Annotated in this window: 23 protein-coding genes; 6 read left to right on the top strand and 17 right to left on the bottom strand. The window is 59.5% G+C overall.

Annotation, left to right across the window (positions count from 1 at the left end; genetic code table 11):
- Nucleotides 1-80 precede the first annotated feature (80 nt).
- A complete protein-coding gene (locus tag NT131_04920) occupies nucleotides 81-707 on the top strand; it encodes a DUF998 domain-containing protein (GenBank protein ID MCX6650983.1) in 627 nt (208 codons plus the stop codon).
- On the opposite strand, the gene hypD is transcribed toward NT131_04920, so the two are convergent.
- The gene (gene hypD, locus NT131_04925; protein ID MCX6650984.1) at nucleotides 685-1758 is read right to left on the bottom strand and encodes a hydrogenase formation protein HypD; all 1074 of its coding nucleotides are present in this window, start codon (nucleotides 1756-1758) and stop codon (nucleotides 685-687) included. The two genes, NT131_04920 and hypD, sit on opposite strands and share 23 nt — an antisense overlap.
- Nucleotides 1758-2126 (bottom strand): hydrogenase maturation nickel metallochaperone HypA, encoded by a 369-nt coding sequence (hypA, locus tag NT131_04930; GenBank protein MCX6650985.1) that lies wholly within the window; start codon nucleotides 2124-2126, stop codon nucleotides 1758-1760. Before hypA ends, hypD begins: the two co-directional genes overlap by 1 nt.
- Nucleotides 2127-2200: 74 nt before the next feature.
- On the opposite strand from hypA, the gene NT131_04935 reads away from it, so the two are divergent.
- A complete protein-coding gene (locus tag NT131_04935) occupies nucleotides 2201-2533 on the top strand; it encodes a hypothetical protein (GenBank protein ID MCX6650986.1) in 333 nt (110 codons plus the stop codon).
- Here the strand turns inward: NT131_04935 and NT131_04940 are convergent, their stop codons facing one another.
- From NT131_04940 to NT131_04950, 3 genes are read right to left on the bottom strand one after another with little or no spacing between them, the layout of a single operon-like run.
- The gene (locus NT131_04940; protein ID MCX6650987.1) at nucleotides 2534-3187 is read right to left on the bottom strand and encodes an endonuclease III; all 654 of its coding nucleotides are present in this window, start codon (nucleotides 3185-3187) and stop codon (nucleotides 2534-2536) included. It abuts the gene before it with no gap.
- Nucleotides 3177-4463, bottom strand: a complete 1287-nt coding sequence (locus NT131_04945; protein ID MCX6650988.1) for a bifunctional folylpolyglutamate synthase/dihydrofolate synthase — start codon at nucleotides 4461-4463, stop codon at nucleotides 3177-3179. The genes NT131_04940 and NT131_04945 overlap by 11 nt, the downstream gene beginning before the upstream one ends.
- Entirely contained in the window at nucleotides 4460-5206 is a 747-nt protein-coding gene (locus NT131_04950) for an asparagine synthase-related protein (protein ID MCX6650989.1), read from the bottom strand. Before NT131_04950 ends, NT131_04945 begins: the two co-directional genes overlap by 4 nt.
- A gap of 103 nt (nucleotides 5207-5309) precedes the next feature.
- On the opposite strand from NT131_04950, the gene nikR reads away from it, so the two are divergent.
- Together nikR and NT131_04960 are read left to right on the top strand one after the other, a co-directional pair.
- Nucleotides 5310-5759 carry a nickel-responsive transcriptional regulator NikR gene (gene nikR / locus NT131_04955; protein MCX6650990.1) on the top strand — a complete coding sequence of 150 codons (450 nt, stop codon included), beginning with the start codon at nucleotides 5310-5312 and terminating at the stop codon, nucleotides 5757-5759.
- A gap of 65 nt (nucleotides 5760-5824) precedes the next feature.
- Nucleotides 5825-8341, top strand: a complete 2517-nt coding sequence (locus tag NT131_04960; protein ID MCX6650991.1) for a DNA topoisomerase I — start codon at nucleotides 5825-5827, stop codon at nucleotides 8339-8341.
- Here NT131_04960 and NT131_04965 read toward each other — a convergent pair.
- From NT131_04965 to NT131_05010, 10 genes are all read right to left on the bottom strand, one after another.
- On the bottom strand, nucleotides 8325-8738 hold the full coding sequence (locus NT131_04965; protein ID MCX6650992.1) for a hypothetical protein: 414 nt from the start codon (nucleotides 8736-8738) through the stop codon (nucleotides 8325-8327). The genes NT131_04960 and NT131_04965 overlap by 17 nt on opposite strands.
- Nucleotides 8735-9334, bottom strand: coding sequence for a hypothetical protein (locus NT131_04970; GenBank protein MCX6650993.1), 600 nt, complete (start codon nucleotides 9332-9334; stop codon nucleotides 8735-8737). The genes NT131_04965 and NT131_04970 overlap by 4 nt, the downstream gene beginning before the upstream one ends.
- 85 nt (nucleotides 9335-9419) lie before the next feature.
- Nucleotides 9420-9695 carry a hypothetical protein gene (locus NT131_04975; protein ID MCX6650994.1) on the bottom strand — a complete coding sequence of 92 codons (276 nt, stop codon included), beginning with the start codon at nucleotides 9693-9695 and terminating at the stop codon, nucleotides 9420-9422.
- Between the two features lie 332 nt (nucleotides 9696-10027).
- Nucleotides 10028-10468: an Lrp/AsnC family transcriptional regulator gene (locus NT131_04980; protein MCX6650995.1), complete on the bottom strand. Its 441-nt coding sequence runs from the start codon at nucleotides 10466-10468 to the stop codon at nucleotides 10028-10030.
- 33 nt (nucleotides 10469-10501) lie between these two features.
- Nucleotides 10502-10939 (bottom strand): OsmC family protein, encoded by a 438-nt coding sequence (locus tag NT131_04985; GenBank protein ID MCX6650996.1) that lies wholly within the window; start codon nucleotides 10937-10939, stop codon nucleotides 10502-10504.
- Between the two features lie 9 nt (nucleotides 10940-10948).
- Nucleotides 10949-12133 (bottom strand): nicotinate phosphoribosyltransferase, encoded by a 1185-nt coding sequence (locus NT131_04990; GenBank protein MCX6650997.1) that lies wholly within the window; start codon nucleotides 12131-12133, stop codon nucleotides 10949-10951.
- Nucleotides 12134-12180: 47 nt separating this feature from the next.
- Nucleotides 12181-13452 carry a phosphopyruvate hydratase gene (gene eno, locus NT131_04995; protein MCX6650998.1) on the bottom strand — a complete coding sequence of 424 codons (1272 nt, stop codon included), beginning with the start codon at nucleotides 13450-13452 and terminating at the stop codon, nucleotides 12181-12183.
- Between the two features lie 18 nt (nucleotides 13453-13470).
- Complete coding sequence (locus NT131_05000) at nucleotides 13471-14412, bottom strand: DUF835 domain-containing protein (GenBank protein ID MCX6650999.1); 942 nt, start codon at nucleotides 14410-14412, stop codon at nucleotides 13471-13473.
- A gap of 133 nt (nucleotides 14413-14545) precedes the next feature.
- Nucleotides 14546-14695, bottom strand: coding sequence for a 50S ribosomal protein L40e (locus tag NT131_05005; protein ID MCX6651000.1), 150 nt, complete (start codon nucleotides 14693-14695; stop codon nucleotides 14546-14548).
- A 51-nt stretch (nucleotides 14696-14746) separates the two neighbouring features.
- Nucleotides 14747-15853 carry a replication factor C small subunit gene (locus tag NT131_05010; GenBank protein MCX6651001.1) on the bottom strand — a complete coding sequence of 369 codons (1107 nt, stop codon included), beginning with the start codon at nucleotides 15851-15853 and terminating at the stop codon, nucleotides 14747-14749.
- Here NT131_05010 and NT131_05015 point away from each other — a divergent pair.
- Nucleotides 15804-16712 carry a TIGR00269 family protein gene (locus NT131_05015; GenBank protein MCX6651002.1) on the top strand — a complete coding sequence of 303 codons (909 nt, stop codon included), beginning with the start codon at nucleotides 15804-15806 and terminating at the stop codon, nucleotides 16710-16712. The two genes, NT131_05010 and NT131_05015, sit on opposite strands and share 50 nt — an antisense overlap.
- A 30-nt stretch (nucleotides 16713-16742) precedes the next feature.
- On the opposite strand, the gene NT131_05020 is transcribed toward NT131_05015, so the two are convergent.
- Nucleotides 16743-18020 (bottom strand): serine hydroxymethyltransferase, encoded by a 1278-nt coding sequence (locus NT131_05020; GenBank protein ID MCX6651003.1) that lies wholly within the window; start codon nucleotides 18018-18020, stop codon nucleotides 16743-16745.
- A gap of 124 nt (nucleotides 18021-18144) precedes the next feature.
- On the opposite strand from NT131_05020, the gene NT131_05025 reads away from it, so the two are divergent.
- Nucleotides 18145-22125 carry a DUF4011 domain-containing protein gene (locus tag NT131_05025; GenBank protein ID MCX6651004.1) on the top strand — a complete coding sequence of 1327 codons (3981 nt, stop codon included), beginning with the start codon at nucleotides 18145-18147 and terminating at the stop codon, nucleotides 22123-22125.
- Here NT131_05025 and NT131_05030 read toward each other — a convergent pair.
- Nucleotides 22118-23155: a bifunctional phosphoglucose/phosphomannose isomerase gene (locus tag NT131_05030; protein ID MCX6651005.1), complete on the bottom strand. Its 1038-nt coding sequence runs from the start codon at nucleotides 23153-23155 to the stop codon at nucleotides 22118-22120. The genes NT131_05025 and NT131_05030 overlap by 8 nt on opposite strands.
- Between the last annotated feature and the right edge of the window lie 46 nt (nucleotides 23156-23201).

Below are 23201 nucleotides of genomic sequence, written 5' to 3' on the forward strand. Positions count from 1 at the left end.
AATACATACTCGTTAAAAAATTTGTTGCATCTGGATAAACACTGAAAAACGGTTGGAGATAAATATCGGAAAAAATAATCATGGACGATATGCGAGAACGCCTCATCCAATTAGGTCCCCTAGCTGGAATAGCGGGTACGTTCTCCTTCAACCTTCTTTTCATCGTGCCGGTCTCCCTGCACAGCGATTGGCGCTTCGGTATCGACTTCATGAACGTGCTGGGAACCCCTAAATCGGACGCCGGACTTTTCAATTATGCCGTCATGCTGATGGGCGCCCTGAGCGTCGTTTTCGCCCTGGGCCTTGATCAGTTCATCTCCTGGCACTTTCTGGGAAAGATATCGACCTTTAGCTTCATCGTGGGCTCCGCCGCCCTCTTCCTGGTGGGCTTCTTCCCTATCAATTACGGAGATCTGCACGACAAGTTGACCTGGGTGTTCTTCATCTTCGTGATGTCCATGATTCTAATGGTGCCGCTGATGTGGAACACCAACAGGCTGGACAGAATAGCCTTTATCAGCATCATTATCGTTTCGGCCTTCAGTTTGATAGGCGAGGCTATGGTGCAATTGGGGCTGATCAGGAACGAGCTTTGCGAGATCCTGGTAGTGCTGGTCTTAGGCGTGTGGATCGTGGTCATCTCGGTGCTTATGCTGTTGAAGCTGCGGAAGGAGCGCCTGACGGTCACTCCCGATAACGGTAGCTGATGTTGCAGCTGCCTTCCCGGCTGACCATGCAAGGGCCCATGGGGCGCTTGGGCGAGCAGCCGTGGCCGAAGGCCGGACACTCCTCCGAACGGATCAGCCCACGCAGCACCTCGCCGCAGCGGCATCCGCCCATGTCCTCCTTGACCTTGGGAGCGCCCTTCAGAACATTCTCGTAGACAAGGCGGGCGTTGTGCCTGGATAGGTCGTCGGCCACTTCCAAGGCGCTCAGGGGCAGCATGGGGAAGCCGCGCCAGGCTCGGTCCTCCTCTTTGAACGCTCGTGCCAGCATCTCCTTGGCCTTGGGATTGCCCTCCGGTCGGACCACCCGGGGATATTCGTTCTCCACCTCGGACCGCCCTTCCTTCACTTGCTTGGCCAGCATGTATACGCCCATTAGAAGGTCTAGGGGCTCGAAGCCGGTGACCACCTGCGGAACGCCTTTCGGACCGGCGAACGGAGCGAAGGGCTCCATGCCGATTATGGTGGCCACGTGCCCCGGCTGGATGAGCCCGTCTATCCTGACCTCGCCCATGGCGAAGAGGGCTTGGAGGGCGGGTGGCAGCAGCCGGTGGCAGCTGAGCACGCTGAAGTTCTGGGGAGGGGAGTGCAACAGGGCGTAGGCGGTGGAAGGGCTGGTGGTCTCGAAGCCGATGGCCATGAACACCATGCGATCGACCTCGTGGCTCATGCGCAGAGCGTCCTCGACAGAATAAACGACACGTATGTCCGCCCCCTCGGCCTTGACGTCCGCCAGCGAACCGATGGGCGTGGGCACGGCCATCATGTCCCCGAACACCGTTATGGTCATGCCGGCCCGGGCCAGGGTTATGGTCTCGACGACCTCCTTGGTTGTAGTGACGCAAACGGGGCATCCCGGCCCCTGCCCGATGGTCACGCCGACATCGGAGAGCATCTTCTCCAGACCGAACTTGACCAGGGTGTCCTGATGCGTGCCGCAGACGTGCATGAACCGGACGTCCAGGTCCATGCCTTTCAGCTTCTCCATTATCTTGGAGGCCGTACCCTCGTCACGATATCTGAGGTCCTTCATTATTGCACCACCTTCATCGACGTCACCCGGCAGGACTGTCCCTTCAGCACCTTGACCTTCCCCCGACATTTGGGGCAGATCAGGGAGGGCATGGTCATGTGGTATTCCTCGCCCAGCTTGTCAGCCTTTCCCTGATAGCCGCAGGACAGGCAGAGCAGTTCGGTCTCCTCCGGCTCGATCACCAGCTTGGAGCCTTCGAGCAGCGTTTCCCGGGTGATTATCTCGTAGGCGAACTGCAGCTGCTCCTCGCCCAGGAAGGTGAGTTCGCCGAGGGTCAGGCTGACCTCCTCCACCTTCAGGACCTTGTGCTTCTCCAGTTCCTTGAGCACGCTCTCCACGATGCCGGACATCACCGAGACTTCATGCATCGTCTACGCCAATCCATCAACCATTATTAATCCCTGCCCTCACCTCGTCCGCCGGGGGCGAAGGAAGACTGGCGTTGAGCAATCCTGATATACGCTTAGGGAAATACCAATCCCCGTTCAACATGCCGGACGAAAAACCGAACAGCGACGCGGCCATCGAGTCCATCATCGAGGGCAAGAAGATGGAGGCCTATGCGGAGCATCGCACCAAGGACATGCACGCCTGCACCCTGTGCGGCGCCATCGGCTACCGGAAGCGCCCCATGCGTCCGGTCGGCCATAGGTGGATATGCATCGACTGCCTGCGGTCGCTGAAGGAGACCTTGGAAGGACTGGATCAATGGGAAGCGGAGATCCAGCTGGAAAAGGAGATGTCCAAGAAGATCGATGAGACCCTGCGCACTTGATCATACCTTCTTAGGCAGCTTGGCGTAGTAATTGCACACATCTTTTACCGGACAGTTCGCGCAGTGGGGATTGCGCGGAAGGCACACCTTTTGCCCGAAGCGAACCATGGTGGCGTTTATGTCGCACCACAACCCCCGGGGGAACTTTTTTCGCAGCGCTATCTCCGTCTCGTCCGGGGTCTTGCAATCGGCCAGCCCGATGCGGTTGCTGATGCGGTGGACGTGTACGTCCACGCATATGGCCGGTTCCTTGAAGGCGTAGGCCATTACGCAGTTGGCCGTCTTCCGTCCTACCATCGGCCATTTGGTCATCGCCTCTATATCCTTGGGCACCTGCCCCCCGTTCTCCTGCACCAGACGGGCGATCTCCTTTATGGCCTTGGACTTGGCCTTGTAGAAGCCTACCGGTCGGATGATATTCTCCAGTTCCTCGAGCGGAGCCCCGGCCATCTCCGCCGGGCTGTAGAAACGGCGGAAGAGGTCCGAGGACGCCTTGTAGGTATTGAGGTCCCTGGTCCTTTGGGACAGAACGGTCGCCACCATCACATGGAAGGGGTCCCTCTCCCACCAGGTCTCCCCCTCGTCGATCAGGCCGGGGAAGGCCTGCCCCTTCACCGAATCGCGCATGGTCCGCAACAGCCACCTAAGGTCCATGCCTTCCCTCCAAGTAGCTCATGGCCTCGCCCACCGTGTACAGCGAGCCGCTGACCATGACCATTCCTTTTTTACCGGCCAACTGCCTGGCCTCCCGTACGGCGTTGCTTACGCCCTCCACGGTCCGGCAGCGTGGGTTCGCTCCCTGGCAGGCAGCGAGCAGCTCCTCGGACGACAAAGCTCGAGGCGTGCGAGCGCTGGTGCAGATGACCTGGTCGAAATGAGGCCCCAGGATTCTCATCGTCCCTCGCACGTCCTTGTCGCGCAGCATGCCAACAACCAATATGCGGGGGGAGCCTGGCAGGATGTCCAGCTCTGCGGCCACAACCGAGGCTCCGTGCGGGGTGTGGGTGACGTCCAGGATGGTAAGGGGCCCCTTGAGCACCACATCCAATCTCCCTGGCCATCTGACCTTGGCCAGACCTTCCAAGATGCTTTCCTTGGACAGTTCGATGTGCTGCCCCAAGATCAGCGCGCACTCCGCGGCCACCGCCGCGTTCTCGCACTGGTATCTTCCCAGCAAGCCGAGGCGCACGTCGGTTCCCAGCGACGGCAAGCGGACCGTCGTTCCTTCCATTTCCCTTCCTATGCATTCCGCCTGGAAGTCCACTCCCATCGCCCTGAGGGAGGAGGAGTGGCATCTGGCCATGTGAGATATCATACGAAGCGCCTCAGGCGACTGGGGGGAGGAGATGACCGGAACGCCTTCTTTGATTATGGAGGCCTTCTCGTAAGCGATCTTGCTCACCGTGTCCCCCAGAAAAGCGGTATGCTCCAGGCTGATGGGGGTGATCACGCAGCACCGGGGATGAAGGACGTTCGTAGCGTCCAGCCTTCCGCCCATGCCCACCTCCACCACTGCTTCCTCCACCCCCTGATCGGCGAAATGCAGGAAGGAGAGGGCCGTGGTTATCTCGAAGAAGGTCAGAGGGCGGGGGAACCTTCCGTCATCCATAAGCTCCCTGACCTCGGAGATCATCTTGCCCAGTCTGGCCTCGGGCATCTCCACTCCGTCGATGGTGATCCTCTCGGTGAAACGGACCAGGTGGGGGGAGGTGTACAGCCCGGTGCGGTATCTTCCGGAGCGCAGGATGGAGGCGGTGAGGGCGGATACGGACCCTTTGCCGTTGGAACCGGCCACGTGCACCGTTCCGAACTTGTCCTGGGGGTCTCCGAGGCGACTCAGCAAGGCCCGCACGTTCGACAGGCCCAGCTTGAGGCCGGCGTTCTCCAGGGAATACAACCAGAGCAGATCCTCATTCAGAGTGGCGTTCACAGGCGCACCTCCTGGACCCAGCTTCGGAGGTCCATCTTATCCCTCGATGCCATCCTCTTTATGGAGTTGGCGATGCCCGAGCCGTACTGCGCGGCCTTCTTTGGAGCGGCCGCGGCGGACAGCATCAGATCCGATGCCAGAAGACGGAGGGGCGCCTTATTGCCCAACTCGCCGATCATCTCACCGGAGGAGAAGCGGCGGGCGGCCTCGACCACCTCGGGACACAAGTAAGGACAGATCATCTCCTTCCCGAAGTAGCTGACGATGCGGTTCTCCAATTGACGCCCCCGGGTCAAAAGATTTTCCTGGTCCAAGCGCATGGCCCTTTCCCTTTCCTCGGTTCCCATGGCCGCGTAGCGGGCGTAGCCGCAGAAAAGCTCGTCGGCCCCCTGGCCGCTCATCAGCCTTATCTCGGGGACGACGGAACAGACGAAGTACAGGGGTAGCTCGAATGATATGACCAGAGGATCGTCCAGTCCCATCTCGGAGCGCAAAAAGTGCACGCCCTGTCGGACCATCCCATCGTTCAGGGTGATCTGTTGCCAGGGCAAGCTCAGCTCCTCCGCACCTTTTCTTGCCGCCCCTATGTCGTGAGCCCCGGGGAACCCCACGGTGTACAGTTGAAGTTGGCTGTACGGCCGGGCCATGGCGGCAAGCAGAGAGCTGTCCAGGCCTCCGGAGAACATCACCCCTGACTTACCATCCAGCCTGGCCTCCAGGCACGCTTCCAACGATCTCCGCAAATGAGAAAGCATGTCGTTGCCCAGTATGGACGACCATCTGATAATCCTTTCTTGAGATGCTGAATAGCATTATTATTAATCAGAGTAATAAGGAAGGGAGCCCATGGATAATGTTACTAGGATTGGCGTCTCCCTCGAGCCGGAACTATTGGAGGATTTCGACAAGCTCATAGAGCGCAAGGGATACATCACCCGGTCCGAGGCCATAAGGGACCTGATCCGCAGCAATATGGCCAAGGATATCATCAAGGAAGATGAGAACGCCGAGGTCTTCGGGACCATCACCCTTTTCTACAGCCACCACAAGGGCGGGGTGAAGGAGCGTCTGATGGATATACAGCACGAACATCACCATAAAATATTATCCTCCATCCACGTCCATTTGGATATCGAGCAGTGCCTGGAGGTGCTGATCGTTCATGGGACCGTGAAGGAGGTCAGACAATTGTCTGACGAATTGGGCAGCGTAAAGGGCGTCATACACCGGACGCTGCACCGCACGCCAGTGATCCTGGGCGAGGACCACGGGGAACATCATATCCACGAGCAGTGAGCTGTTCAGAAAGGCGGGAGCTGGGGGAGAAACCTTTTAAAACAATAGCTCTTGATGCCCCCTCAATGAAGAGACTGGTCATCTCGGAGAAGTCCAACGCCGCGGCTCGCGTGGCCACCATCCTTTCGGATGGCAGCGCCAAACGCAAGAGCGTGCACGGGGTCCAGGTATTCAATTTCGAGCGCGGAGAGGACGAGTTCTTTGTGGTAGGTCTCCGCGGCCACATCATCGAACTGGACTATCCACCAGAGTTCAACGAGTGGAGCAAGGTGGACCCGGCGGAGCTGGTCCGGACCGCCCCGGCCAAGCGGGTGACCGCGCTCAACATCCTGCACACCCTCAGCGAGCTGGCGCAGGAGTGCGACGAGGTGATCATCGCCACCGACTTCGACCGGGAAGGAGAGCTGATCGGACTGGAGACGGTCAATCACCTGGACAAGAAGCCGCAGAACGTCCGCAGGGTCAGGTTCAGCGCCCTTACCAAGTATGAGATAGAGAACGCCTTCAAGCAGCTGACCGACCCAGACCACCGCCTGGCTGAATCGGCGGAGACCAGGCAGATCATCGACCTGGCCTGGGGGGCCGTGCTCACTAGGTTCATCTCCCTTGCCAGTAGCCAGATGGGCAAGAACTTTCTTTCCGTAGGTCGGGTGCAGAGCCCTACTCTCACGCTCATCGTCGATCGCCACAGGACGATCAGCGAGTTCGTACCCGAGCCCTATTGGACCGTCTCGGCCAAGATGGAGAAGGGACATGAGTTCTTCGGTAATCATCAGGCCAATCCATTCAAGGACGAGAAGCTGGCCCAGACGGCGCGGCAGAAAGCCGACTGCGGTTCAGGAAAGGTCGTATCCATGGAGAGGAAGGAGAAGGACGAGTATCCTCCGGCCCCTTTCAATACCACCTCCATGCTTAGCGAGGCTAACAAGATGGGGCTCTCGCCGTCCATGGCCATGAAGATCGCCGAGGACCTGTATACCTCCGGATACATATCCTACCCCAGGACGGACAACACCGTCTATCCTCGCTCTTTGGGCCTCAGGAACATCTTGGAGAAGCTAAGGAAATCTGACCTGGGCAAGGAGGCCGAGGAGATCCTGGTACAGGAGCAGATCCGGCCTTCGCGCGGCAGAGTGGAGACCACTGACCATCCGCCTATCTATCCCACCGAGGCGGCCAGCAAGAAGGACCTGAAAGGGGCGAAATGGACGCTGTACGAACTGGTCACCAGGCGCTTCCTGGCCACTCTGGCCCCTTCGGCCCGCTCCGAATCGGCCAAGTGCGTCCTGGACCTAGGAGGGGAGCCTTTCCAGGCTGACGGTTACCGCTTGCTGTACCCCGGCTGGAGGAAGTATTACCTCTACTGGAGGGTGACCGAGGTCCTGCTTCCCGATCTGAAAGCCGATGACCTCGTCGCTGTCAAGGAAGTAGGGTGCGAACACAAGGAGACCAAACCTCCGGCCCGTTACTCTCAAGGTGCCCTGCTGCAGGAAATGGAGAGGCTGGGACTGGGCACCAAGAGCACCAGGCATGACATCATCCAGAAGCTCTACGACCGCAAGTATGTTGACGGCAACGACCTGATACCTACCCTCAGCGGCGTGGCCGTGGTCAGCGCTCTGGAGAAGCACGCTAAGATCGTCACCGAGAGTCGCATGACCGCCCAGCTGGAGAAGGACATGGACGACATCGCCAACGGCGGTTCGACCCAGGCCGAGGTGGTGGAGGAATCCCAGGACATGCTGGAAGATATCGTCAAGGTCATGACCGAACACCGCAAGGAGATCGGCGACGAGATCCACAAGGCCCTGCAGGAGCAGCGCTTCATCGGAGAATGCCCCAAGTGCGGCAAGGACCTACGCATCATCCGCACCCACAAGGGGAGCGAGTTCATCGGATGTTCCGGCTACCCGGAGTGCAACGTGACCTACCCCAAGCCCGGCGGGGCCTTGGTCCAGCCGAGCGATGAGAAATGCGAAACGTGCAAGCTGCCCATGGTCAGGGTCATCCGGCGCGGTTCGCCGGTCAAGGTGCAATGCATCGACCCGGACTGTCAGAGCAACCAGGGCAAGGACAGCGTGGGCGATTGCCCGGTGTGCGGCAAGGAACTGCGCATCCTCTATTCGCGGGCGGGCAAGCGGTTCATCGGCTGCTCCGGCTACCCGGAGTGCAAACGGACCTATCCCCTTCCGCAGTTCGGCGTGCTCGAGTTCCTGGGCCAGAAATGTCCGGAGTGTGGGGCGCCTCAGCTCCGGGTCAAGGGGAGGGGAGGATGGCAGTTCTGCGCCAACATGGATTGCCCCACCAGCAAGAGGAAAAAGGCCGAGAAGGCGGAAAAAGATACCGATATCGCGGAGAAGAAGCCAGTTAAGAAGGCTGCGGTCAAGAAGGCCTCGATTAAGAAAAAGGAAGAGGCGGTCGAAGAGGATAAGCCGGCTAAGAAGACGGCAACCAAGAAGGTCTCGACCAAGGGCTCGACGGCGACAAAGACCAAGACCGCGGCCAAGAAAGCCAGCGGATCCGAGGCAAAGCCCAAGAAGAAGGCACCCGCTAAGACCAAGAAGGTCAGCTCAGGCGAATGAGTTCCTTCTCCTCGATCTCCAGGTCCTCTATGCTGAACGAGCTGTATCCGGCGAAGTTGCGCTTGGCGCATTCGGCCACGATGCGGACCAGCTCTTTTTTCGCTAGTCCGTATTGCAGGACGTTGATGATTACGTCCACCCGCTCTTGAGGGGATTCGAAGCGGCCGCGGCAGCGCACCAGGGCGTCGTGGTCGGTGACGCTACAGGCGATGAGCGACTCCCCATTCTCCACCACGCTCTTGATGTGGCCGATGAGCCTGGTACCTGATTCCAGGCAGTCCATGGCCACCCCTCCCATGAACGATTCCAGCATCTTCTGAGAGTCCTCCGGGGATACCGGAGCGGGAAAGCCTATGCGCACGCGGGCAGCGTAGGCGGCGAAGTCTTCGGTGATCATGCTCCCACTATTCTTTCCACGAATACATCCAAATTGTGGCCAGTTATGGCGGACACGGGTATGACTGGTTTATCGCCTACCAGCTGCCTGGCATAATCCTCGACCTGTTTCAGTCTGGTCGTGTCGACCTCATCGGCCTTGCTTATGAGGACGATGTCCGCCACCCGCAGCTGATTGTGCAGGGGATTCTTCATGGCCTGGATAAGCACGGGGAAGCGCACCGCGTCCAGAAGGACCACGACTTTTATGTAGCCCAGCGGAGGCCCGCGATAGTGCTCCATGGTGGCCAGAATGGCGTCCGGGTCGGCGATGCCCGATGGCTCGACAATGACGAGGTCGGGTTGGTACTTGTCGTAGATGAGACGGACGGTCTCCAGGAAGCTGGGACCGAGAGTGCAGCATATGCAGCCGCGGGGCAGCTCCTGCACCTTCAGCCCATATTTCTCCATGACCTTCCCGTCGATGCCGATGTTACCGAAATCGTTGACGATGACCGCGATCTTCTTGCCAGTACGTTCGGTGATCTGGCCAATGCTGTTCATTATAAGGGTGGTTTTCCCGCTCCCCAGGAAACCTGCTATGATGACCATGTCCATTTCAACACCTCGAGCCGGAGAAAATTAATCCAGAGGGATGTATAAGAAGGTTGTCCGTTGGTCAAGTGGAGGTGACGGATGGAGATTACTCTCCCTCGCGATCGTAAAATTCCATGTCTATGTCCTCGTGTTCGAGGGCCACCCGGCGATTGCGGCACTGATGGCACTCCACCGGCTTTCCCATCATCCGGCGGCGTCGGACCGCAGCCTGGTCGATCCTCACCAATGCCCCGCAGGAGCATAGGACTGTGGAGCCATGCCATTCCCCAAAGAACGAATGGAGGCTGGAGCGACGCTCTGTCTCGGGGTCGAACACCACTACCTCCTTCTCCCTGATGGGGACCTCAAGCCTGGATCTCATGACGGCCCCGTCCGACCTGAACATGGCTTGCGCTAATTGACCATTATGCAATAAACCCCTTCCTATTCAGAGCCTGCTGCCCTCCCAACCAGCAGCCCACAAGTTACTGGACGGTAAGACCGACGCCTTGCAATTTTCTGAACAAAAATGCCTAAGGTTGTTGACTATTTTAAAGATTTCCTTAACGTCATAAACGATTTTTTTATGTTATCCAGTACGATAATGAGCAATGCTCGTTTAATATAAAAACAGAAGCGGTCGTTACCGGAAAAAACGGCACCTACCCGAATTTAGTTAACGATTGATTTTATATACTTTGAATTTTGAGGCGGTCACTCGTCCTTCACCGTGGCGAAACAAGTGCATGTTAGCGTCCTGCCGACGCCGTCCAACTGCCTGATCTTGTCGATGACCAAATCGCCGATGCGCTCCATGGACTCCCCCCGCACCTTCAGCAGGATGTCGTGCTCGCCGGAGATCAGATGGACCTCGTGCACTCCGTCCAATCGGCTGATCTTGTCCGCCAGCTCCCTCTGGGAGATGTTGTTGTTAGGGAGGAAAGAGACCAGGATGAAGGCCGTTACCGGCTCACCCAGTTTGCTGAAGTCTGGAACTACGGTGAATCTCTTGATTATGCCCCTCTCGGTCATTCGCCGGATGCGCTCGTGCACCGTGGCCCGGGGTATGTTGAGGTCTTTGGCGATGGACTTGGTGCTGCGCCTCGAGTCCTTCTCCAGCTCATTCAGAATGGCTCGGTCCTTGTCGTCGAGCATGGATGTTGGAAATGAGCGACCATCTAAAATAGGTTATGCCCCTCGTTTGGTCTGGGGCTCGACAATCACTTCGATGTCGATCCCTTTCCGCACCGCGGCGCTGACCGTGCAGAAGTCCTGGAAGAGCGGAAGGCAGCGCTCGAGCTTGGCCGGGTCGTCCACTTCAGGGAATATGGTGACCTGCATGCCCTGCACCCTAAGCCACCCCTTTTCGTTCCTCCCCAGTACCGTTTTGACCCTGGCCTTGATGGATATCGGTTCGGACCTGGCCTTCCTCAGGCAGAACGTCAGCGAGGCGCACAGGCAGTTACCCACCGCCGCCGACAGGTATCTGGTGGCGTTGGGGTATTCTCCGCCCCCCACCGGCTTGGGCTCATCGCTGATTATGTCCGCCAGCCCCTCGTCGTCAAAGCTCACGCGGAACTGGTAGTCGTGCACCATCTCCAGGTCGGTAAGGAACTCCTCTTGCATGCCATCCCCTCACATCGAGACCTTTTCCAGCTGGCGCAACACCTTGTTCCGTATGGAGTCGGCGCTTTCCTCCGGCACTATGCGTTTGCCCTTCTTCAGCACCTGGATCTCGGCCCATTTCATCTCCTTGCCGCAGGAGCAGGTCGGCGGCGCTTCCTTGTCTAAAGAGACCTCGAACTCCAAACAATCTGGACAGCGGAAGACGTACTTGCGTCCGGCGAACTTGCCCCTTTTGGCAATCGGTCTTCCGTCCTTCTCCACAATGTCCATGGCGAAGTCCACGGTCGGCGCGTTGCTTATGGCCGTGCCGACCCCGAAACCGCTGGCACCAGCCCCGACTAGCTCCTTGACTTTGACCTCGTCCAGCCCGCCGGAGACGAACACCCCTACGTCGGAATGTCCTCTCAGGTCCAGCTCCCAACGCACCTCGCGCACGATGTCGGCCATGGATCCCCGCCGGGAACCCGGGGTGTCCAGGCGCACCGCCTGCAACCCAGGCATCTCCTCCGCCGCTATCAGTGCCTCGGCCTTCTCGTCCCAGAAGGTGTCGGTGAGCGCCACCCTTGGAACGGACGGGTCCATGATCTCGCCATAGGCCTTGAAGGCCTCGCGCTGGTCCCCCATCATTATCACCAGGGCGTGGGGCATGGTCCCGCTGGCCGGATGGCCGACCAGCTCCGCCCCCTTCAGCGAGGAGACGCCGTCGCAGCCTCCGATGAAGGAGGAACGATCGATGACCGGGGCCATGGCCGGGTGCATGCGGCGGACGCCAAACGAAAGCACCGGGAGGCCTTCGGCGGCCATCTTGCACCTGGCGGACATGGTGGCCACGCCGGTGGCGAAGCAGATGAACCCTAAGGCGGGCGTCTCCAGCGAGCAGTACTGACCGTAGGGGCCATCGATGCTGGCCACTGGCAGCTTGATCCCCTTTTTGGTGCGAGAGGTGAAAATGGTACCTTCCGGAAGGGCGAATAGGTCCACCTTCTTGCCCTCGAGGATGCGTATCATCTCCTCCGTCCCGCACAGCACGGCCCAGGGCCAGGCGTCGGGAAGGGCGGCCACGGTGAACTCGGACCTGGTGTCCAGGTCCAGCAGCCCTTTGGCCTTCAGTATGGCCTCGGTGCGCTGGAAATAGACGTCGGTGGTCAGCCCCTTGCGTATGTCCTCGTGGTCGGCAGAGAAGAACTTGCCCATGTCATCACTTCCCGGGGGGAACCGCCTTACGCACTATTCAAGTTTCGTCAGTAGAAGGCGCTCTTGCCTATGAACTTGGCCTTCTTGCCCAGTCCCTCTTCTATGCGCAGCAGGCGGTTGTATTTCGCCGTCCTCTCCGCTCGCGCCGGGGCCCCGCTCTTCATCTGCCCGCACTCCAAGGCCACGGCGATGTCCGCAATGGTGGTGTCCTCCGTCTCCCCGGAGCGGTGGCTGACCATGACGTTGAAGCCATGGTCGAAGCACATCTCCGCCGCCTGCATGGCCTCCGTGATGGTCCCGATCTGGTTGACTTTGAGCAGCATGGCGTTGCCCGCCCGCATATCGATCCCCTTCCGCAAGCGGACCGGATTGGTGACGAAGATGTCGTCCCCCACCAGCTGCAGCTTGCCACCGATCTTCCTGGTCAGTTCGGCCATGGCCTCGAAGGATTCTTCCTCCATCGGGTCCTCCAGGCTGATCAACGGATATTCCTTGCTCAACGCGACGTAGAAGTCCACGATCCCTCCAGAGGTCATCTTCTTACCGTCCAGATCGTAGATGCCGTCCTTGTAGAACTCGCTGGCCGCGGCGTCCATGGCCAAGAAGACCTCCTTGCCCGGGGTGTAGCCGGCGTTCTCGATCGCTTTCAGCAGAGTGTCCATGGCCTGGCGGCTGGTGTCGAACGGGGGGGCGAAGCCGCCCTCGTCGCCCACGTTGATGGCCATGGGGCCCCTTTCCTTCTTCAGCACCTGCTTCAAGGAATGATATACTTCGGCTCCTACGCGCAGGGCCTCGGAGTAACTGGGGACTCCGCAGGGGGCGATCATGAACTCCTGGATCTTCAGATTGCTGCCGGCGTGCTTCCCGCCGTTTATCACGTTCATGCAAGGGACCGGCAGCACCTTGCTTCCGGAGCCGAGGTGCTCGTACAGTTCCACGCCCTTGAGGATGGCCCCGGCCTTGGCCGCGGCGTAGGAGACGGCGGTCGTGGCGTTCCCGCCCAACCTGGCCATGTTCCCTGTCCCATCCAGTTCCTTCATGGCCGCGTCCACCGCCTTCTGGTCGGTGACGTCCATTCCGGTTAATTTCGGTGATATGAGCTCGCGGACGTTCTTCACGGCCTTCTGCACGCCTTTCCCGCCGTACCTCGTTTCCCCGTCCCTGAGCTCCAGGGCCTCGAACGTGCCGGTCGACGCTCCCGAGGGGGCGATGGCCGTGACCAGCACCGATTCCGTCTCTATCTGGGCCTCGACCGTGGGGTTGCCGCGGGAATCTAGAACTTCTCTGCTCCAAACCCTGGTTATCATGTATTCTGACATGGTCTGCACTTCCAGATCCTATTGGCGCGGGCGCGGTTCTTCAGTCTCGATAATCTCCATGTTGCGTTCCAGGAGGGCCAGCTCCCTGGTCTCCAGGGTGCGGGGATCGACCGAGACGATGAGCCGGGACCGGTTCTCCATTACCGCCTCGGTGATGTGGTGTATCATCCTCAGCACCTTCTCGAAATCGTTGTTCACGATGAGGAACTCCACGCCGTCTATGAGCGTCACGCTGTCCTCGCTCTTCTCCACGAACCGGATGATGGTATCGCTGAGAATGCCGATGTTGGACGGGTTCACGTAAACTTTGCCCAGCTGGTTGCTGAGCCATATGATGGGGGTCTTCTCCATGCCCCACTCCTTGCGCAGGATGGTCGGATGCTGCCGGGTCACGCACAGCCCCTGTATGTTGTGGGTGACCTGGTCCATGAATATCTCGAAGGACTTGTGGGGCTTGGCCTCCTTGACCAGGTAGCTGAACCCGCGCCGTATCTCGTATACCTTGGCGCTGCTCTTGGCCACCTCCATGCCGTCCTGCTCGTCCTTCTTTCGCAGCAAAGAACGCAGTCCCCTGTGGTCCTTCTCCGGCTTGACCTCCTTCTTCACCGGAGGCTGGTCGCCAAGGACTTCTCTCAATCTTGCGCCAAGCTCGTCGTTGTTGAACGGCTTGCGGATGTAACCGGTGACGACGTCCTGCAGCCCGAAGATGTCCGTGCCTATCTCGGTGGTGGCGGTGAGCATCATTATCTTGGTGTTCTCGGTGAGCCCCTTTTCCTTCAGGGTGCGCAGCACCGTCCATCCGTCCATGTCCGGCATGTTGATGTCCAGCAGCACCAGGTCCGGTTTATCGCTAACGATCTTTTCCAGACACTGCTTTCCACCGGAAGCGGTCACGGGCTGATAGCCCGCCACGGAGATAAGCTCGGAGACTATCTCCAGAATGGCGGCATTGTCATCCACGACCAGAACCTTCTTGATTAGAACTCCCTCCCGACGCCTATGGACGGTTGGTCATGCACGAACTAAATTAAAAAAGGTATCCTGTAAAAGGACAGGATGGATAATTAGTGTGAAGGAATGGGTTTGATTAAGCTCAGGCCTTGCGGCTTTCCTTGGCCTTCAGGCGCAACTGGGTGTACCCGCACTTGCGGCACCTGGTGGCCTTCACGGCATTACGGGCATAGCAGCTAAGGCATACCTTTTTGTTAAGCAGCCTTTCGTCAGCTTCCTTGAAACGGGCCATTTGACTCCTCCCGCCTTGAAATAAGGAGCGGGTATAAATACGTTGGCAATCTCACTCTTTCCCCGTAAGGGCCAGGTAGGCCAACAGGGCCTCCAATTGGATCCTCTCGTTGCTGCCCTCCACGATGCGGAACTCTATCTCGCCCGTCCGGTCGATCAGCTTTATCTTGTCCCGGTCCGGAATGTTCAGGTCCATGAAGGAGCGGTGTATCTGCTTTATGATGTCCTCGCCGCTGAGCCCGTAGGTGACGATCATATCGTCCAGCTTGGAACGGGCTCCGAGGAAATCACCGTTCAGGGCGGTCTCTATCATGTCCACCACATCCTCCGGGCGGGCGTTCCCGGTGGCCTCGAAGACCACCTCGATGGTGACATCCTTGCCGATGGTGGCCGCCACCTGCAGGGAGTTGATGGACTTGCGCATGTCCCCTTCCCCCACGTGCACGATGGCGTCAAGGGCGGCGTCGTCGATCTTCACGCCTTCCTTCTTGGAGATGGACTTGAGATAGGCCCGGATGTCCTCGCCCTTGAGCGGACGGAAGCGGAAGACGGCACAGCGGGACTGAATGGGCTCGATGATCTTGGACGAATAGTTGCAGGAGAGCACGAAGCGGCAGTTGCGGCTGTACTTCTCCATGGTCCTCCTCAGAGCGGCCTGCGCTTCCGAGGTCAGCGCGTCCGCCTCGTCCAGGAAGATTATCTTGAACGACGCGTCCCCGATGGGCGCGGTGCGGGCGAACTCCTTGATCTTCCCGCGGACCACGTCGATCCCCCTCTCGTCGGAGGCGTTGAGCTCGATGAAGTTATCCCGCCAGGACTCCCCGTACATCTCCTTGGCCATGGCCAGGGCGGAGGTGGTCTTCCCGGTACCGGCGGGACCGGCGAACATGAGGTGTGGCAGATTGCCCGAGCGCACGTATGAGGCCAGCCTTTCCACTATTTCCTTCTGCCCCACTACCTCCGACAGCTTGTGCGGACGGTACTTCTCGGTCCAAATCTCCTGCATGTTCTCCGGCCACTTCAAGGCCGTATCGGGGTTAAAAGGTTTCCTGGGGAACCGCCGAATGTGACCGCTAACATTTATTAATCCGTCCAACGTCAGCGGGGTCATGCACTGCTCCAAGTGCTCCGCTCCGGCCGTGACCTTCGTCAGGTACAACGGCGCCCACCTCTGTCAGGGGCATTTTCTCGAGTACGTGGAGAAGAGGGTCAAGAAGGAGGTTCGCCAGCAGCTGAGGTTGGAAGGGAACGTGCACATAGGTGTCGGGGCTTCCGGGGGCAAGGACAGTCAGACAGCCCTTCTCCTCCTGCATAAGATCTTGGGATGCCGCCAGGGGGTGCGCATAACCGCCATCACCGTGGACGAGGGCATCGAAGGTTATCGCCATAAGACCTTGCCCAAGGTGCGGGAGCTCTGCGATTCCTTGGGGATAGAGCACGCGGTCATCCCGTTCCAGGAGGTCACCGGGATGACCCTTGACGACATGGTCCGGAGGACGGACGAGAGAGAGGCCTGCACCTACTGCGGGGTGTTCCGCCGCCGCTGCCTGAACCTGAAAGCTAAAGAGCTAAAGGTGGACGTGCTGGCGTTAGGCCACAACCTGGACGACATGACCCAGTCCATCCTCATGAACTTCATGCGGGGGGACGTGGAGCGGCTGGCCAGGTTGGGTCCTCACGAACGGGTCCAGCCAGGACTGGTGCCTAGGGTCCAGCCCCTTCGCCTCATCCCGGAGAAGGAGACGTTACTGTACGCCATGCTTTCCGACATACCGTTCTCCGACGCCGAGTGCCCGTACGCCGTGCACGCCCTGCGCAACGAGTACCGGGAGATAGTGAACGGCATGGAGATGAAGCATCCAGGCACCCGTCATTCCATACTGAGCAGCTATGATCGGCTACGCCCCCTCATGCGGGACGGCTTCCCTCAGGCCGATCTTAGGGATTGCGAGTGCGGAGAACCCACTTTGAACGAGCGATGCATGGCCTGCGAGATGCTCAGAAAACTTAAAAAATGAATTTTAGGAAGAGGTTTGGCGCAGCAACACTCACACCAGCTTGTGGTAGGCGTATCCTTCTTCGCCCTCGTGCAGGCAGTACCGCACCTTGGTGAAGTTGCGCTTCAGGGCCATGACGTCCTTCTTGACCACTTCGGGAGACTCCTTCTTGGCCACCACCCGGTGTATGAGGCTGGCGACTTCCTTCATCTCGCTCTCCCTCATGCCCACCCGGGTCAGCTCCTGGGCTCCCAGGCGAATGCCGGAGGGCTTATTGGCGCTCTTGTCGCCGGGCAGCATGTTCTTGTTGGCGATCATGTTGGCTCTTTCCATTAGGTTGGCCGCCTCCGCACCCCCGCCGTAGGCGGCGACGTTCACGGCGATGGTGTGGCTCTCGGTGAACCCTTTGTGGGCGCATAGCACTTCAATGCCCAATTCGTGTAACGCCTGGCCGAGGGCCTTGGCGTTCTTGCACACCTGGGCGGCGTACTTCTCGCCGTAGATCTCCCATTCCGCGAAGGTGATGGCCAAGGCGGCCATGGCATGCAGGTGGTGGCTCGAGGTGACGCCGGGGAAACATGCTGAGGTAAGCTTCTTGCTTAGATCCTCGTTCAGATTTTGCCCTAGCACGATGCCGTGGTTGGGTCCGGGGAAGGTCTTGTGCGTAGAGGCCGTCAGAACGTTCGCTCCCTCGTGTAGGGGGTCCTGGAACTTTCCGCCAGCGATCAGGCCGAGCACGTGGGCGCCGTCATACCAGATGGGGGCGCCGACCTCGGCGGCGACATCCTTTAGCTGTTTGACCGGTGCGGGGAAGAGGAAGACAGAAAGACCGAACTGGACGACCTTAGGCTTAGTCTCGCGTATGACCTTTTCCGCACCGTCCACATTAATCTCCATCTCATGAATATCGAAGGGATAGGTCACGGTGTTCACGCCGCGGAAGCCCACGGCGCCGAACTTGGCGGTGGATATATGCGCCCCGTGGTCCAGCGAGGTGCAGGTTATGGTATCGCCCGGCTGGGTCAGGGCCATGAGCGCGGCCATGTTGGCCACGGTGCCGGATATCGGCCGGACGTCAGCGAACTGGCACTTGAAGATGCGCTGGGCCAGCTCGAGGCACTTGATCTCCACTTGGTCCACGTAGATGTTGCCATTGTAGTAGCGCTTTCCGGGAAGTCCCTCGGCGTAGCGGTCGTGGAAGTCGGATATCATCATTTCCTTGGCCAATGGGCTCATCAGGTTCTCGGAGGCTATCATGGGCAGCGATTCTTCGAACCACTTATTGTGCTTCTGCACCTGGTCCCGAATCCAGTAGGCATCCTCTTTCATAAGGTCACTTGAACCCTCATCATGAGGCGGGGTTAAAAATGTTGGCGTTCCCGGATGAAATTCGATTCCGATTGGACTATCCAACAATTAATTACCCAGCACGCCTTGCGTTAGATGGAGCTAGATGACCGAGCCGGAAAAGTTGGTAGCCAACAAGGTGGAGTTGTGGAAGAGCAAGCTCCTCGACGTGTCCAACCGGAACCCTCTCATAAGGTTCCGGAGGCAAAAAGCATCCACGCTGGCCGTGGCCTTGCCTGATTCTGCTACTCTTTACCGGGAATTGGACCAGGGTAAAGCGTTCACCGTGGTCTCCGATCCACAGGCCAAGGAAGAGGCGGGATGCTCCCGTCTGCTCGTCTCCGCCCACGACGCCGACCAGCAGGTGGACAAGGTATTATACAACCTGAGGAGCAAGTCCCGGACCTTCCAGGCCGATCACGGGGTGAACATCCTCTTCGTCTCCGTGGGGTCGCTGCTCTGGAAGGAGCTAGGGAGCGATGAGTTCAGCGAATCGCCCTTGTTCTTGATCCCCGTGAGCTTGGAGAGGAAGGATTCCTTCTCCCCGTATAAGCTCGTACCTCTGGACGAGGATACCGCATTCAATCCCAGCATCCGGAAGCGCTTGGAGATGGACTACCGTCTGAAGCTGCCGGACTTCGACCTGGACAACGGGTTCGATCTCCCTTCCGCCCTGGAGAAGATACAGACCGCCCTGCCTCCAGCCTCGGGATGGAAGGTTACGGGAGTGACTTATCTGGCCCTCTTCCACTTCTCAAAGCTATTGATGTACGCCGACCTTGATGGCGGCCTGGGGACCATGGTCGCCTCGTCGGTGATAAGGGCGCTTTCCGGGGACCCCTCGGCGCTGCCGCCGGAACCGTCGAACATGCTGTCGCCCAGGGATTACGATTCTCGCATACGTCCGGAGGATAGCTTTCAGGTCCTGGACGCTGACTCCAGCCAGCAGGAGGCCGTCCAGGCGGCCCTGTCCGGGGTCAGCTTCGTGCTGCAGGGACCGCCGGGCACCGGTAAAAGCCAGACCATCACCAATATGATGGCGGAGCTGATCGTTAGGGGCAAGCGCATATTGTTCGTCTCCCAGAAGATGGCCGCCCTGGACGTGGTCCGGGGGAACATGGAGAAGTGCGGGCTGGGGGACCGCTGCCTGGAACTGCACGACCCTAAGCGAAATCGCGCCGACATCGTGAAGGAGATAGCCGCCAACCTTGAGTCGGCGGATAAACCACCGCTGGCTGGGGCCAATGTCCGGGAATTGGCCGCAGTTCGCCAGGAACTGGCCGAGTACGTCCGGGCCTTGCATGCCTCCCGTGGACGACTGCAGGGCATGAGCGTTTTCCGTATGATCGGACTCTATGCTTCATTACCGGACGCTCCGGAGATGTCCTTCCAGCTGCCCGAGGTACTGGATGTGGATGACGAGCGGCTCGGTCGCATGGAATCGGACGTCCATCGGCTCTCGCAGATGTCTAAGGCGTTCTGTGATAACGACCACCCCTGGGCCGGAGCGATAGCCACAGAATGGAGCGACCGACTGCAGGCCAAGGTGCAGGAGGAGCTATCCTCGCTGATCGAGGCCCGTGACCGCCTGTCCAACGTCCTTCCCAACGCGGCCCAGGCTCTGGGACTATCACAACCGGACGCGCTGCCGGAAGTGCGGCGCTGGCGCCTTCTGTACCGGGACCTGAACGAAAGGCTGTCGGTGCGCAGGGAATGGCTGGATGGCGACCTCGATCTCTTGATCAAGATGGCCAAGGAGGGCCAGGCGCTACATAGGGAGGTCTCTGAGCTAGAAAAGATGCTCCTCAGCATGGGTTCCCGGGATATACTGGACCTGGACGGGAAGGCTTTCAAGCAGCGCTTCGAGGTGGAATACGCCGGGGCGCTCAGGAGCCTGAAGGGTGGCTTCCGCCAGGACATGAAGGTGCTTCAGACCATTTCCGGCCGCAACTTGACCTATCCCGAGGCCCGGCACTTGGTGGTCATCGTGGAACGATACCAGCAGGTGCTGTCGTCCTGGAAGGTGAGACGGGACGACCTCGTCACCGCCCTTAAAGGGGCGTTCTCCGGGGATGGGGACGAGCTTCAGGGGCTGGTGGAACGGCTGAACTGGACCAGGGCCTTCCGCACCAACCATGCTCTTCTGCTCAACCCTCAGGTGTTGGACGCCTTGACCTCCATCGCCCTGCCGCCGGCCGTGATCGACGCCGGCGTGGACCTGGAACTGTACCTGGGCCGTTTCGATTCCGCCCTGAACGTGTTCCTCGCACGGTTTGCTTCGGACCGACCGCTCAACGGCCGGCCGCTGCGCGACGCCCGGTTGAACGACGTCCGATCTTGGACGGACAAGGCCCAGGAGGGAAGGTATCGCTATCAGGAATGGCTGGACCTAACCTCGTTGTTGCAGGGGATGGAGGCCTTGGGCCTTACGGATGCGCTCATGGACCTGCGGGCCAGGAGGGTGCCGGCGGAGGTCATGCTGCCAGCCTTCCAGAAGAGGTTCCGCCGGCTATGGACGGAGGAGGCTTTGGCCTCCGAACCCTCCCTCAACCGCTTCCGCCGGGACCAGCAGATGGGCCTGATACAGAAGTTCGTGCAGCTGGACCAGATGTACGTCGAAGGAAGCCGGCGCCGGGTGCAGGCCCGGGTGGAGGAGAACATCCGGAAGAGGCGCACCGGGCCGGAACAGCCCATGCTGCAGAAGCAGGAGATAGAGATAGCTAGGCTGGCCAAGCTCAAGAGGCAGAGGAAGGCGGTCAAGGCCATGCTCAGCGATTGCTGGGACCTTATCGGGCTGCTTAAGCCCTGCATCCTGATGAGCCCGCTGTCCGTGAGCCAGTTCCTGGATCGGGAGCGGTCCAGGTTCGACGTGGTGATCTTTGATGAGGCCTCGCAGATCTGTCCGGAGGATGCCGTAGGCTCCATCGCCCGGGGAAAGCAGGTCATCGTGGTCGGGGACAGCAAGCAGATGCCGCCCACCTCGTTCTTCGTTCTCTCCGCGGACGAGGATGACGAGGAGCCGGACCTGGAGAGCGTTCTCGACGAATGCGAGACCTGCGGCATGTCCCGTCGCATGCTCATGTGGCACTATCGCTCCAAGGACGAATCGCTCATCGCCTTCTCCAATTACCAGTTCTACGGCGGTCGGTTGAACACCTTCCCCAGCTCGGTCTTCGGCCGGGAAGGCTTTGGCATCCGCCACGTCTTCGTTCCCAACGGGGTCTTCGACCGAGGTAAGACGCGGACGAACCGGGAGGAGGCCAAGGTGGTGGCCGCCATGGTCCAGGAGCATTACGCCCGCAAGGACGGCAGGTCCTTGGGAGTGATCGCCTTCTCCGAGGCCCAGATGGATGCGGTGGACCAGGCCTTGATGGAACTGCGGCGCAAGGATAAGGATCTGGACGCTAAGCTGAGCTCGGACGAGGGAGAACCGTTCCTCTTGTACAACCTGGAGAACGTCCAGGGGCACGAACGCGACCGCATAATCCTCAGCGTGGGCTACGGAAAGGATGAGGGAGGCAAGTTCCTGCTCAACTTCGGCCCGCTGAACAAGGACGGCGGCGAGCGTCGCCTGAACGTCGCGATAACCAGGGCCAAGCTATGCTTGGACGTCGTTTCATCGATCCATTCCGAGGACATCGACCTGGCGGGGGCCAAGAGCACCGGGGCTCGGCTCCTGAAGCAGTACCTTTCCTTCGCCGAGTCCGGAGGGGACCGCCGAGCCCTGCCCGTTCCTCCTGGACGGACCTGGGATCCCCTATCGCCGTTCGAAGAACAGCTGGCGAAGACGTTGGAGGCCCGGGGGCACAAGGTGAAGAGGGACGTGGGCACCTCTGATTACCGCGTCGATCTGGCCATCGAGGACCCCAACGAGACAGGCAAGTACCTGCTGGGAATAGAATGCGACGGGGCGCACTACGCTTCCGGACTGACAGTAAGGGACCGGGACCGCACCAGGCAGGCGCAGTTGGCCAGACTGGGATGGAAGCTGCACCGCACCTGGAGCACGGAATGGTTCCGCAACCCGCAGGGCGAGATGGAAAAGATAGAGGAGGCTTTGCGGCCAGCGGAGAAGAAGGTCAGCTGATGCGCTTCTTGAACTCTTTGATGACGGTCACCGGCGCCGGGTCGATGCCTTTGAGCAGCGCCATGTAGTAGCTGACCATGTCGCCCAGGGCGATTCCCTGCAGGACGTTGTCCATGAGCCCTTTACCAGGCAGCTCGACCTTGACCGGGTCCAACCCGCGCTCGTTGAGCATCTGCAGGGTGACCTCGGTCATCTTTCGAACGGTGGGATGGATTTCCTCGGGCATCAGCACGACCGGGCGGCAGGAGCAGTCCTGGCCCCCTTCCAGCCAGCCGACCAGCTGGTTGTGGTCCATCTCCGGTATCTCCCCGGAGAAGGACACCGCCTTGGCGTTCTCATTTATCTGGTTCTGCCAGCGCAGGGCGACCGATCTCACATTGCGGGGGGAGTAGATGACTGCCACCCCTTGCCGCAAGGCCAGGGCGATCTTCTTGGCCGGATTCTTGGACGCGGGCACGTTTACTCCTATGCTCTGGATGTACTCGTGCAACGCTGGCACTGCTCGGATGAGCTCTTGATGCACCTGACCTAGTCCAGCACCCTGAAGCACTGCCGCCGAGGTTCCTAGCAGATAACCGAGGGAGGCTCGGGGCTGGTTGCCCGGGGGAACCTTGAGGTTCGGTACCGAATCCTTTTTCGCCAGTTCCTCCAGCTCTCCGCCGGAGGTTATGACCACCATGCGGCACCTTCGTTCTGTGGCATCATGGTACAAGTTCAGGCTCTCGGCGGTGTTTCCGGAATAGCTGATGACTAGGGCCAGCGTCCCTTCGTTGGCGTAACCGGGCAAGGCCACATGCCGGGAGGTAGTAATCGGGATCCTGCAGGTAGGCGTCAGCAGGTCGGTGATGACGTCCCCGGCGATGGCCGAACCGCCCACGCCGCATATGACCACGTTGTGGATGCCTTCCATCGGCAGGATGCGTGAATCCTTTGACCACAGCAGTTGGTCTGGAAACGAGACAAGTTGGGCCATCATGTCACTGGGGTCCAGGGCTTTCGTTCCAGCAGCGTCGTCCAGTCTATCAACCATCGCTATCGGTAACGTATGGCGGATATATGTTTTTCACCATGTGCTG

This window comes from Methanomassiliicoccales archaeon (assembly GCA_026394395.1).
Taxonomy (GTDB): domain Archaea; phylum Thermoplasmatota; class Thermoplasmata; order Methanomassiliicoccales; family UBA472; genus UBA472.

Coding starts and splice junctions, on each gene's coding strand:
- hypA (MCX6650985.1), bottom strand. CDS start 2,126: ATGCATGAAGTCTCGGTGATGTCCGGCATCGTGGAGAGCGTGCTCAAG.
- NT131_04990 (MCX6650997.1), bottom strand. CDS start 12,133: ATGGGCAAGTTCTTCTCTGCCGACCACGAGGACATACGCAAGGGGCTG.
- NT131_04985 (MCX6650996.1), bottom strand. CDS start 10,939: ATGCAAGAGGAGTTCCTTACCGACCTGGAGATGGTGCACGACTACCAG.
- NT131_04965 (MCX6650992.1), bottom strand. CDS start 8,738: ATGATCACCGAAGACTTCGCCGCCTACGCTGCCCGCGTGCGCATAGGC.
- NT131_05015 (MCX6651002.1), top strand. CDS start 15,804: ATGCACTGCTCCAAGTGCTCCGCTCCGGCCGTGACCTTCGTCAGGTAC.
- NT131_04970 (MCX6650993.1), bottom strand. CDS start 9,334: ATGGACATGGTCATCATAGCAGGTTTCCTGGGGAGCGGGAAAACCACC.
- NT131_05005 (MCX6651000.1), bottom strand. CDS start 14,695: ATGGCCCGTTTCAAGGAAGCTGACGAAAGGCTGCTTAACAAAAAGGTA.
- NT131_05020 (MCX6651003.1), bottom strand. CDS start 18,020: ATGAAAGAGGATGCCTACTGGATTCGGGACCAGGTGCAGAAGCACAAT.
- eno (MCX6650998.1), bottom strand. CDS start 13,452: ATGTCAGAATACATGATAACCAGGGTTTGGAGCAGAGAAGTTCTAGAT.
- NT131_05025 (MCX6651004.1), top strand. CDS start 18,145: ATGACCGAGCCGGAAAAGTTGGTAGCCAACAAGGTGGAGTTGTGGAAG.
- NT131_04920 (MCX6650983.1), top strand. CDS start 81: ATGGACGATATGCGAGAACGCCTCATCCAATTAGGTCCCCTAGCTGGA.
- nikR (MCX6650990.1), top strand. CDS start 5,310: ATGGATAATGTTACTAGGATTGGCGTCTCCCTCGAGCCGGAACTATTG.
- hypD (MCX6650984.1), bottom strand. CDS start 1,758: ATGAAGGACCTCAGATATCGTGACGAGGGTACGGCCTCCAAGATAATG.
- NT131_04980 (MCX6650995.1), bottom strand. CDS start 10,468: ATGCTCGACGACAAGGACCGAGCCATTCTGAATGAGCTGGAGAAGGAC.
- NT131_04940 (MCX6650987.1), bottom strand. CDS start 3,187: ATGGACCTTAGGTGGCTGTTGCGGACCATGCGCGATTCGGTGAAGGGG.
- NT131_04960 (MCX6650991.1), top strand. CDS start 5,825: ATGAAGAGACTGGTCATCTCGGAGAAGTCCAACGCCGCGGCTCGCGTG.
- NT131_04975 (MCX6650994.1), bottom strand. CDS start 9,695: ATGAGATCCAGGCTTGAGGTCCCCATCAGGGAGAAGGAGGTAGTGGTG.
- NT131_05030 (MCX6651005.1), bottom strand. CDS start 23,155: ATGGTTGATAGACTGGACGACGCTGCTGGAACGAAAGCCCTGGACCCC.